This window comes from Actinotalea sp. JY-7885 (assembly GCF_014525465.1).
Classification (GTDB): Bacteria; Actinomycetota; Actinomycetes; order Actinomycetales; family Cellulomonadaceae; genus Actinotalea.
This window is the reverse complement of record NZ_JACEXH010000014.1, coordinates 19,159-29,778: the sequence shown is the minus strand read 5'-3', so window position 1 is coordinate 29,778 and position 10,620 is coordinate 19,159. Positions and strand designations below refer to the sequence as shown.

10 protein-coding genes are annotated in these 10,620 nt (G+C 75.9%); 6 read left to right on the top strand and 4 right to left on the bottom strand.

The window, feature by feature from the left end; genetic code table 11:
• Together IDM29_RS02845 and IDM29_RS17595 are read left to right on the top strand one after the other, a co-directional pair.
• The coding region (locus IDM29_RS02845; protein ID WP_188037184.1) for an HNH endonuclease signature motif containing protein at positions 1 to 1,436 on the top strand (1,436 nt) is incomplete at its 5' end.
• A gap of 50 nt (positions 1,437 to 1,486) precedes the next feature.
• Entirely contained in the window at positions 1,487 to 2,197 is a 711-nt protein-coding gene (locus tag IDM29_RS17595) for a GNAT family N-acetyltransferase (RefSeq protein WP_182111562.1), read from the top strand.
• Positions 2,198 to 2,204: 7 nt separating this feature from the next.
• Here the strand turns inward: IDM29_RS17595 and IDM29_RS02835 are convergent, their stop codons facing one another.
• Entirely contained in the window at positions 2,205 to 2,990 is a 786-nt protein-coding gene (locus IDM29_RS02835; RefSeq protein WP_182111563.1) for a fumarylacetoacetate hydrolase family protein, read from the bottom strand.
• A 35-nt stretch (positions 2,991 to 3,025) separates the two neighbouring features.
• On the opposite strand from IDM29_RS02835, the gene IDM29_RS17590 reads away from it, so the two are divergent.
• Positions 3,026 to 4,132, top strand: coding sequence for a heparan-alpha-glucosaminide N-acetyltransferase domain-containing protein (locus tag IDM29_RS17590; protein WP_182111564.1), 1,107 nt, complete (start codon positions 3,026 to 3,028; stop codon positions 4,130 to 4,132).
• 4 nt (positions 4,133 to 4,136) lie between these two features.
• Here the strand turns inward: IDM29_RS17590 and IDM29_RS02825 are convergent, their stop codons facing one another.
• From IDM29_RS02825 to IDM29_RS02815, 3 genes are all read right to left on the bottom strand, one after another.
• Positions 4,137 to 4,955: a methyltransferase domain-containing protein gene (locus IDM29_RS02825; RefSeq protein ID WP_182111565.1), complete on the bottom strand. Its 819-nt coding sequence runs from the start codon at positions 4,953 to 4,955 to the stop codon at positions 4,137 to 4,139.
• A gap of 68 nt (positions 4,956 to 5,023) precedes the next feature.
• On the bottom strand, positions 5,024 to 5,494 hold the full coding sequence (gene rnhA, locus IDM29_RS02820) for a ribonuclease HI (RefSeq protein ID WP_182111566.1): 471 nt from the start codon (positions 5,492 to 5,494) through the stop codon (positions 5,024 to 5,026).
• Between the two features lie 19 nt (positions 5,495 to 5,513).
• Positions 5,514 to 6,236, bottom strand: coding sequence for a maleylpyruvate isomerase family mycothiol-dependent enzyme (locus IDM29_RS02815; protein ID WP_182111567.1), 723 nt, complete (start codon positions 6,234 to 6,236; stop codon positions 5,514 to 5,516).
• A 77-nt stretch (positions 6,237 to 6,313) separates the two neighbouring features.
• Here IDM29_RS02815 and IDM29_RS02810 point away from each other — a divergent pair, with 77 nt between their 5' ends.
• From IDM29_RS02810 to IDM29_RS02800, 3 genes are read left to right on the top strand one after another with little or no spacing between them, the layout of a single operon-like run.
• The gene (locus IDM29_RS02810; protein WP_182111568.1) at positions 6,314 to 7,195 is read left to right on the top strand and encodes a 3-methyladenine DNA glycosylase; all 882 of its coding nucleotides are present in this window, start codon (positions 6,314 to 6,316) and stop codon (positions 7,193 to 7,195) included.
• 43 nt (positions 7,196 to 7,238) lie between these two features.
• A complete protein-coding gene (locus IDM29_RS02805) occupies positions 7,239 to 9,854 on the top strand; it encodes a DEAD/DEAH box helicase (protein ID WP_182111569.1) in 2,616 nt (871 codons plus the stop codon).
• 10 nt (positions 9,855 to 9,864) lie between these two features.
• Positions 9,865 to 10,617, top strand: coding sequence for a YqjF family protein (locus IDM29_RS02800; protein WP_182111570.1), 753 nt, complete (start codon positions 9,865 to 9,867; stop codon positions 10,615 to 10,617).
• Positions 10,618 to 10,620 lie beyond the last annotated feature (3 nt).

Below are 10,620 nucleotides of genomic sequence, written 5' to 3'. Positions count from 1 at the left end.
GGCACCCGCTCGCCGCCGCGCTGATGGCGGCGGCGCCCGGTCCGGAGCTCGCCGCCGACGTCGCCGCGCTCGAGCCCGCCGACCTCGACGACGCCGCGCTCGTCGAGGCCGTCGCGGCGTGGGAACGAGTGGTGTCGTGGGCGTCGGGTCGCCAGGCTCGCGTGCTGGCGGAGCTCGCGCGCCGCCGCGTCGGCGAGCGGGCCGACCACCTGGGCGACGAGGTCGCCGCGCGGCTGTGCACGACCCGTGCCGTCGCGCAGGCCACGGTGGGGTTCGCCCTCGGGCTCGAGCGCCTGCCCGCCGTGGCGGACGCGCTGGACCGCGGGGACGTCGACGTCCGGCGCGCCGCGCTGCTCGCTGACGAGCTGGGCCGCCTGCCGGACGACGTCGCCCGCGACCTCGCGGAGCACCTGATGCCCACGGCCGTCACCTCGACGGTGCCGCGGCTGCGGGCCGCGCTCCGGCGGATGGAGCTGCTGCGCGACCCCGACGCCGCCGTGGTCAGGCACCGCCGCGCGTGCGAGGAACGGCGGGTCGAGCTGCTCCCCGCCCCCGACGCGATGGCATGGGTCAGCGCCTTCCTCCCCGCGCCCGACGCAGTGGCCCTCCACACGACCCTGACCGTCCTGGCAGAGCAGCAGGACCGTGACGAGGACCGGCGGACGCTCGACCAGCGCCGCGCCGACGCGCTCGTCGACCTCGCCACCCGCTGGCTCGACGCCGGCACGCACCCGGCCGGGACGCCGCTGCGGACGCGGCAGGGCAGGCGGCCTCACCTGACCATCACCGCGACCGCGGAGTCGCTGCTCGGCCTCACGGACGCGCCGGCGGTCCTCGACGGCTACGGCGTCGTCCCCGGCGGTCTCGCGCGGCGGATCGCGGCGGGCTCGACGTGGGAGCCGCTCCTGGTCCGGGCGGGCAGTGGTGAACCGCTCGCCCGGTCGTCCCGCCGGTACCGGCCGACGACGTCGCTGCGCGACGCCGTGGTCGAACGGGACCGGACCTGCACGTTCATCGGCTGCCGCATGCCCGCGGAGCGGTGCGACGTCGACCACGTCGAGCCCTACGACCCGGCGGGTCCGGACGACCAGACGAGGATCGAGAACCTGCAGGCCCTCTGCCGCCACCACCACCGGGCGAAGACCCACGGCGGGTGGCAGGTCCGCCGCGAGGACGCGACGGATCCCGGCGCGGGAGCGAGCGTGCCCGCCGCCACAGGCTCAGCGGCGAGCGGCACGGTCGCGGCGGGCGGCACCGTCGCGGCCGGCGGCACCGTCGCGGCCGGCGGCACGGTGTGGACGTCGCCGACGGGTCACATGTACCGCCGTCCGCCGGAGCACCCGCCGCCCGAGGACGGCTGGATCCACCTGCAGGCGGTCCCGGGCGAGTCGGAGGCCTGGGGGCCGGAGGAGCCAGAACCTCCGCCGCCGTTCTGACGCCGTCGCCGGCAGGCCACGAGCCCGCGACGGCTGCCAGACTCCTCGGGGTGACACGCGACGTGACGTCCTCCACCGAGGCGGTCGTGCGGCAGGTGTGGGCCGGGCGGCTGCGGACCACGCCTCGGACACTCGAGACGGCCGGACCGGTGTTCATCGAGCGGCCCGACCTGACCGCAGCGGTGGTGGTCCGGCTCCGCGGGACGATCGCGGTCGCGGCGCCCGAGGGTGCCCTCTCCCTCCTGCGGCACCTGGAGTCGCCGCAGCTGCTCGACGTCGCCGCCCTGCTCGGCGCGTTGGAGCCCGCGCGGCCGAGCCTGCTCGGGGCCGCCTCACTGTCCTTCGCCGATCGCGGCACGGTGTCGCGGGGCGGGGAGGGCACCGCTCGGGCAGCCACCGGGGCCGAGATCGCGGCGGTCCTCTGCCGGTGCTCCGCGGCCGAGGTGGAGGAGAGCGGGCTGGCCCGCATGAGCACGCGGTGCGTGGTTCACGCTGACACGGGGGCGCCCGCCGCCGCGGCGGGCTACGAGACCTGGGGCAGCGCCCTGGCCCACCTCGGCGTCGCGGTCGCCGACGGCTCCCGCGGCCGAGGTCTCGGCGCTCAGGCGGCCGCCGCGGCCACGCTGCACGCCCTCGGCGCCGGCCTGGTGCCGCAGTGGCGTTGCCGCGTGGACAACGTCGCGTCGGCGCGCGTGGCGGAGAGCGTCGGGTTCGTCCGCCTCGGTGACCAGGTCGCGATCGACCTGGCCCCGTCGCCGTAGCGGCGGCTCAGTCCCGGCGGACGACCGGGTTGCGCAGGACGCCGATCTCCTCGACCTCGACCTCGACCACGTCGCCGTGCACGACCGGTCCCACACCGGCCGGGGTGCCGGTGAGGATGACGTCGCCGGGCAGCAGCGTGAACGCCTCGGACACGTACGACACGAGCGTCGCGACGTCGAAGATCAGCTGCGACGTGCGCCCGTCCTGCCGCGTCTCGCCGTTGACCCGCGCGCGCACGGCGAGGTCGTCGACGTCGAGCCCTGGGACGATCCACGGCCCGAGCGGGCACGAGGAGTCGAAGCCCTTGGCGCGCGCCCACTGCCCGTCGGTGCGCTGGGCGTCACGCGCGGTGACGTCGTTGGCCACGGTGAAGCCGAAGACCTGGTCCAGCGCGCGCTCGGGCGTGACGTCCTTGGTCACCTTGCCGATCACGACGGCCAGCTCGGCCTCGTGGTGGATCTCCTGCGACCACGGCGGCAGCACGATCGGGTCGTCGGGCCCGACCACGCTGGTGTTCGGCTTGAGGAACAGCAGCGGGGACGTGGGGACGTCGTTGCCCATCTCGGCGGCGTGCTCGGCGTAGTTGCGCCCGACTCCGATGATCTTCGACCTGGGGATGACCGGCGCGAGCAGCCGCACGTCGTCGCGCGACAGCGGCACGCGCTCGCCGGTGGGCTGCACCGGCATGTAGATGGGGTCGCCGGAGATGACGACGAGCTCCTCGGAGCCCGCCTCGCCGTCGACCAGGGCGTAGCGGGGATCCCCGCCGGTCGTGAACCTCGCGATGCGCACGGCGCCACCCTAGCCGCGGGGCCTACGCTCTCGCTGTGCAGCGCATCGTCGCGGTCGACCTCCTGCGGGGCCTCGCGGTCCTGGGCATGTTCGCGGCGCACGTGGGCGACGCCGAGGGCCCGTGGTGGTCGGCGTCGGGCTGGCTGGGCGTCGCCGACGGACGCTCGGCCGCCACCTTCGCGCTCCTGGCGGGCGTCTCGGCAGCGCTCCTGAGCGGCGGCCCGCGCCCGCACGTCGGCGCGCGCCGACGGCACGCCGTGGTCCGCGTCCTGGCCCGCGCCCTGCTGCTGTGGCCCCTGGGCGCGGTCATGATCGCCCTGGGCACGCCGGTCGCGGTGATCCTGCCGACGTACGCGGTGATGTTCGCGCTGGTCTCGCTCGCGCTCGGGTGGCGCCGCCGGACGCTGCTCGCCGTCGCGGGCCTCCTCGTCGTCCTCGGGCCGGTGGTCTGGGTCTACGCGCGCGCGGCGACCGCGACGTCGTTCGTGCTCGGGACCCCGCAACCGCTCGACGTGCTCGTCGGCGCCCACTACCCCGCCGTCGTGTGGATGGCGTACCTGCTCGTCGGCGTGGCGCTCGGCCGCACGGACCTCGCCGCCGACGGCGCCGCCCCGCGCCTGGCCCTCACGGGCCTCGCCGCGGCGGTGGTCGGGTACGGCGTCGGCGCGCTCGGCTCGGCGCGGATCGCGCCGCAGCACACCGTGCGCCGCGCGCTGCTCGCCGTCGAGCCGCACGCCAACTCGGCGCCCGAGGTCGTCGGCAACATCGGCGTCTCGCTCCTCCTGCTCGCCGGCTGCCTGGTGGTCTCCCGGTACGGCTCCCGCCTCGCGGCGCCGCTCGCGGCGACCGGTGCGCTCGCGCTCACCGCGTACTGCGCCCAGCTCGTCGCGATCGCCGTCCTCGGTGACGGCGTGGTGTGGAACGCGAGCAACGTGACTCTCGCGGCCTTCGTCCTCGTCACGCTCGCGACGACGTGGGCCTGGCGCGCGACGCTCGGCCGCGGCCCGCTCGAACGTCTGCTCCACGAGTGGTCCACCGTCGTCGCCGACACCCTCGTGCCCGCGGGACGCAGGCTCGTGGGCGTCCCGGCCGGCACGCCGCCCCCGCCCCCACCGCCCGTTGTGACGGGCGCACCCCGGTGAGCGCCTACGACGGGACGCGCGCCAGGACCCAGCCGTGGAGCACGGCGAACCAGCCGTCCTCGGCCTCACCCCAGGCGCGCCACGCGTCGGCGAGGACCTCCAGGGCGACGTCGTCCGCGAGGCCGTAGGCCACCGCCTGCTCGGCGAACGCCGAGGCCGTCACGCGCTCGGCCCAGACGCCGGACCACCACACGCGCTCCTCCGGGCTCGAGTAGCACCACGCGTCGGCGCCGCTCGTCACCAGCTCGGGGGCGAAGCCGGACGCGTGCGCCCAGGACAGGAGCCGGCGGCCGGCGTCCGCCTCGGTCCGGTTGGCGTCGGTGACCTCGTGGTAGAGCGCGAGCCACTCGTCGAGGCCGGCGCTCAGCGGGTACCAGGTCATGGCGGAGTAGTCGGCGTCGCGCACGGCGACCACGCCTCCCGGGCGCGTCACGCGGCGCATCTCGCGCAGGGCGCTGACGGGGTCGGACAGGTGCTGGAGCACCTGGTGCGCGTGCACGACGTCGAACGCGTCGTCGTCGAACGGGAGGGCCATGGCGTCGCCGGTGCGGAACTCCACGTTGGGCAGGTCCCCCGCCGCCTCGCGCGCGAGCTCGATGACGGCGGCCGACGTGTCGACGCCGACGACGCGCCCCGGGGCCACGCGCCGCGCGAGGTCGATCGTCACGGTGCCCGGGCCGCAGCCGACGTCCAGCACGCTCTGCCCGGCGCCGAGGGCCGGCACGAGGTAGGCCGCCGAGTTCTCGACGGTCCGCCAGCGGTGCGACCGCAGCACGCTCTCGTGGTGACCATGGGTGTACACGTCGGCGCTCACGCCGTCCATTCACCCGCACCCGCGCCGGTGTATCAAGTTTCGGGACGTCCCGTCTCGGATGGCGGCCGTGGGGCCCGTCAGCGCGGGACCGACGCCAGGCCGACGTCGACCCCGCGGTTCGCGAGCGCGTCGGCGCGCTCGTTCCCCGGGTCGCCGGCGTGGCCCTTGACCCAGACCCACGTCACGTCGTGGCCGCGGACCTCCTCGTCCAGGGCCTGCCACAGGTCCTTGTTCTTCACCGGCGTCCTCGACCCGGTCATCCAGCCGTTGCGCTTCCAGCCCGGCAGCCAGCGCGTCATGCCGTGCATGACGTAGGTGGAGTCCACGTGCAGCGTCACGGCGCACCGGCGGGTGAGCGCGCGCAGGCCCTCGATGACCGCGGTGAGCTCCATGCGGTTGTTCGTCGTCTCCGGCTCGCCGCCGCACAGCTCGCGCTCCCGCTCGCCCGAACGCATCCAGGCGCCCCAGCCGCCCGGTCCGGGGTTGCCCTTGCACGCACCGTCGGTCCACATCTCGACGACGGTCAGGGGCGGCGGCGCGCTGGGCATGCGCACACCCTAGGCGCGCTCAGGGCCACGGCCGGAGCTCGGGCAGCGGCACGGCGACGCCGTCCCGCTCGGCCGCGACAGGACCGGCGGGCTCACGCCCGGCGAGCCAGAGCACGAGGTCGTCGGCCGTCCCGCGGACGGTGACCACCGCGCCGTCGGCAGCGCCGACCGTGCGGCGCTCGGCGGGCCGGTCCGTCGCCGCGAGGTCGAGCCGGACGCCGTCGGGGACGCGGTCCGCGAGGTAGTCCACCAGGTGCGCGCGCAGGCCCGTGGTCCACGCCGCGGTGGTCAGCCCGGGCAGGTCAAGGTCGACGGCGTGCACCTCGGCCTCGCGCCACCACATCGTCAGGACGGCGCTGACGGGCCGGTCGCGGTACCCGGTGGTGACGTCCAGCACGTCCGGCCCGACGGCCGCGAGCGCCGTCTCGAGGCGCTCGAGCGCCGCGCGCAGCTGCTCGCGATGCTCGCCGGCACCGGCCCGCGCGCCGAGCTCGATCGCGGCGTCGCGCCCGGCGCGGCCGCCGTCGTAGAAGTCGACGCGCTCCGTCCCGGCGACGGCGTGCTCGAGCTGGCGGGCCGCTCCGCCGGCGACGCCGACCAGGTGGGCCAGCACGTGGCCGCGCGTCCAGCCCGGCAGGCGCGACGGGGCGCGGACGTCGTCGTCGGTGAGCTGGTCCACGGCAGCGAGGAGCCGCTGGTCGGTGCCGCGGATGTCGTCGAGGAGCAGGGCGAGGTCCGTCATGGCACCCATCCCAGGCGAGCGTGGACCGGCGCGCAAGGCCGGGGCGCGGCGCCACGGCCGCCACCTACGCTGGAGCCGTGCTCACGACCACACCGACCGTGCTGGCGCGCGAGGCCTGGGACGGCCTCGCACGAGCCCACGCCGACCGCGCCGACGCGCTGACCGCGGCCCGGCGCGCCCGCCGCGCCGCGGGCACGAAGGACGCCGTCGAGGACTTCCTCTACGACTACTACGGCGTGACGCCCGCCCGGCTGCGGCGGTGGCACCCGGGCGCCGGCGTGGGCCTCGAGACGGCCGGCGAGGCGCCGCCGCACGCGACGTGGCGCTGGTACGCGACCACGGACGGCGTCGTCCGCCTCGACGTGCGCGCCTGGCTCGCCGAGCGCGGGGACACCGTGCGCTACGTCCACCGCCTCCTCGCGGCGACGGCCGGGCGACCGGTCTACACCGGCTGCCTCGGCCTGCACGAGTGGGCGATGGTCTACCGGCAGCCCGACCAGGAGCGGCGCCACGGGCTGCCCCTGCGCCTCGGCGCGTCCGGCACGGACGCCGTGGTCGAGCAGCACCCGGTGCGCTGCTCGCACATCGACGCCTTCCGCTTCTTCACGCCCGAGGCGGTCCCCCGCAACGAGCTGCGACCGACGCGCGAGACCCAGGTCGACCTCGACCAGCCCGGCTGCCTGCACGTCAACATGGACTGCCTCAAGTGGGCGCTCAAGCTCGGCCCGGCCGTCCCGGGCGAGCTCCTCCTGGACTGCTTCGGGCTCGCGGCGGAGATCCGGGTCCTGGACATGCGCGCGTCGCCGTACGACGTCTCCTCGCTCGGCCACTCGGCCGTCCCCATCGAGACGCCCGAGGGCAAGCGGACCTACGTCGCGGCCCAGCGCGAGCTCGCCGAGCGGGCCGCCGTCCTGCGGTCCCGGCTCGTGGCCGTGTGCGCGGACGTGCTCGGGCCCTGAGGCCACGCGCACCGGTGCGCCGCGCGCCTGCGACGATGGACGGGTGAGCCACACCGCGCTTGAGGCGCCCGCCGTCAGCCCGCCGCGCCTGGTGGACCGCCTGCCCGCCGACGCCGACCCGGACGCGCTCTACGAGGCGTTCACCGGCTGGGCGGAGGACCACGGCTTCGAGCTCTACCCGGCCCAGCAGGAGGCCGTGCTCGAGCTGGTCACCGGCTCGCACGTGATCCTCGCGACGCCGACGGGCTCGGGGAAGTCGCTCGTCGCCATGGCGGCGCACTTCGTCGCCCTCGCCCAGGGGCGCCGCACCTTCTACACGGCGCCGCTCAAGGCCCTGGTGAGCGAGAAGTTCTTCGCGCTCGTGGCGGCCTTCGGCGCCGAGAACGTCGGCATGATGACCGGCGACAGCAGCGTGAACCCCGGCGCGCCGATCATCTGCTGCACCGCGGAGATCCTCGCCAACATCGCGCTGCGCACCGGCGGCGAGCGCACCGGCGACCCGCTCGCCGACGCGCTGCCCGACGACGACCCGGCCGTCCCGGGCGACGACGCCGTCGGGCAGGTCGTCATGGACGAGTTCCACTTCTACGCCGACCCGCAGCGCGGGTGGGCGTGGCAGGTGCCCCTGCTCGAGCTGCCCCGCACGCAGTTCCTGCTCATGTCCGCCACCCTGGGTGACGTCAGCTTCTTCGTCGACGACCTCGAGCGGCGCACGGGCACGCCGGTGGCCGCCGTGACGAGCAGCGAGCGGCCGGTGCCGCTGACGTTCTCCTACGTCGTGGAGCCGCTGCACGAGGTCGTGGAGGAGCTCGTCACGACCCGGCGCGCGCCCGTCTACCTCGTGCACTTCACGCAGGCCGCGGCCGCCGAGCAGGCGCAGGCGCTGCTCTCCACCACCGTGGCGTCCCGCGCGCAGCGCGACGCGATCGCGGCCGAGCTGGGCGACTTCCGCTTCGGCACGGGCTTCGGCAAGACGCTGTCCCGGCTCCTGCGGCACGGCGTGGGCGTGCACCACGCGGGCATGCTGCCGCGCTACCGGCGGGTGGTGGAGCGGCTCACGCAGCAGGGCCTGCTTACGGTCGTGTGCGGCACCGACACCCTCGGCGTCGGCATCAACGTCCCGATCCGGACCGTGGTGCTCACGTCGCTCGTCAAGTACGACGGCACCCGGATGCGGCACCTCAGCGCGCGGGAGTTCCACCAGATCGCGGGCCGCGCCGGCCGCGCCGGGTACGACACGCTCGGCGAGGTGCTGGTCATGGCGCCGGAGCACGTCATCGAGAACCGCAAGCTGCTGGCCAAGGCCGGGGACGACCCGAAGAAGCTCAAGAAGATCGTGCGGAAGAAGGCGCCCGAGGGCGCCGTCAACTGGACGGACAAGACGTTCGAGCGGCTGCGCGACGCCGACCCCGAGCCGCTGACCTCGAGCTTCACCGTGACCCACGCGATGGTGCTCAACGTCCTGGCGCGGCGCGGGGACCCGGTCGCGGCCATGACGCGCCTGCTGCGCGAGAACCACGAGCCCGAGGCGGCCAAGGGCCGGCACGTGCGCCAGGCGGTCGCCGTCTACCGCTCGCTGCGCGCGGCGGGCGTCGTCGAGCGCGTCACCCTGCCGGACGGGCGCCGCACCGTGCGGCTCACGGTCGACGTCCCGCCGGACTTCGCGCTCAACCAGGCGCTGTCGCCGTTCGCCTACGCCGCGCTCGACGTCCTGGACCGCGAGTCGCCCACCTACGCCCTCGACGTCCTGTCCGTCATCGAGTCCACGCTCGACGACCCCCGCCAGGTGCTCATGGCGCAGGAGCGCAAGGCCCGCGGGGAGGCGATCGGCGCGATGAAGGCCGAGGGCTACGACTACGACGAGCGCATGGCGGCGCTCGAGGACGTCAGCTACCCCAAGCCGCTCGCCGAGGTGCTCGAGGCGACCTTCGCGATCTACCGGCAGACCAACCCGTGGGTCGCGGACCACGAGATCTCCCCCAAGTCGGTGGTGCGGGACATGGCCGAGCGCGCCATGACCTTCACGGAGTACGTGTCCGTCTACGGGCTCGAGCGCACCGAGGGCGTGCTGCTGCGCTACCTCGCCGACGCCTACCGCGCCGTGCGGCAGACCGTGCCGGCCGAGCGCCGCGACGAGCAGCTCGAGGACCTGGTGGAGTGGCTCGGGGCCCTCGTGCGCGGCACGGACTCGAGCCTGCTCGACGAGTGGGAGCGCCTGAGCAACCCCGCCGCGGTCGAGGCCGAGGGCGCGGCGCCGACCGAGGTCGCTCCCCCGGCCCTGACGGGCAACGTCCGTGCGCTGCGCGTGCTCGTGCGCAACGCCCTGTTCCGGCGGGTCGAGCTCGTCGCACGGGAGCGCTGGGAGGCGCTCGGCGCGCTGGGCGACGTCGACGCCGACGGCGAGCGGTGGACCGCCGAGCGGTGGCGCGACGCGCTGGACCCCTACTTCGACGAGCACGACGACGTGGGCACGGGTCCGGCCGCGCGCGGCCCGGCGCTGCTGCTCCTCACCGAGGGGGCGACGCGGTGGGAGGTCCGCCAGCTGCTGGACGACCCGGCGGGCGACCACGACTGGCGCATCGACGCTGTCGTCGACCTGGCCGCGAGCGACGAGCGCGGCGAGGTCGCGCTCACGATCACCGCCGCCGGCCGGCTCTGAGGGAGGCGTGATGGCGAGGGCGCGGGTCGAGGCCGTGTCCGTGACGCCCCCGCCGCTGCCCGGCCCGGCGCTGATGCGCCAGGCATGGCTCGACCTGACGTTCGTGCACTGGCGGGTGGACCCGGCCGACGTCGCACCGCTCCTGCCGCCGGGCACGGTGCCCGACGTCCACGACGGCTCGAGCTGGCTCGGCCTGGTGCCCTTCCGCACCTCCGGCGGCGGCCTCGCGCGCGGGCCGGCGGTGCCGTGGCTCGGCGCCTTCGCGGAGACGAACGTCCGCCTGTACTGCGTGGACGTGCGCGGGCGGCGCGGCGTGGTGTTCCGGACGATGGAGGCGGCCCGCCTCGGCTTCGTCCTCGGCGCCCGGTGGACGGCGGGGCTGCCCTACGCCTGGGCCCGGATGCGCGTCGTCGAGCGCGACGGGGTGCTGACCTACACCTCGCGCCGGCGGTGGCCGCGGTCGCCCGCGGCGAGCGCCCGCGTCGTCGTGCGGCCCGGCGCGCCCCGGCCGGCGGGCGACCCGCTGGACGCCTTCCTCACCGCCCGGTGGGCGCTGCACAGCGAGCGCCTGGGCCGCACGCTCTACCTGCGCAACCGGCACGAGCCGTGGCCGCTGCAGGACGCGGAGCTGCTCGCCCTCGACGCGTCGCTGGTCGACGCGTGCGCCCTCCCCGTCGGCCCGCGCCCGCCCGACTCGGTGCTGTTCTCACGCGGGGTCCACGCCGTGTTCGGCCCGCCGTCCACCGCACCGCGGGACCGGTGACGT

Excerpts from the sequence above, each read along its gene's own strand:
- IDM29_RS02815 (WP_182111567.1), bottom strand. The coding sequence starts at position 6,236 with ATGACGGACCTCGCCCTGCTCCTCGACGACATCCGCGGCACCGACCAG.
- IDM29_RS02800 (WP_182111570.1), top strand. The coding sequence starts at position 9,865 with ATGGCGAGGGCGCGGGTCGAGGCCGTGTCCGTGACGCCCCCGCCGCTG.
- rnhA (WP_182111566.1), bottom strand. The coding sequence starts at position 5,494 with ATGCCCAGCGCGCCGCCGCCCCTGACCGTCGTCGAGATGTGGACCGAC.
- IDM29_RS02825 (WP_182111565.1), bottom strand. The coding sequence starts at position 4,955 with ATGGACGGCGTGAGCGCCGACGTGTACACCCATGGTCACCACGAGAGC.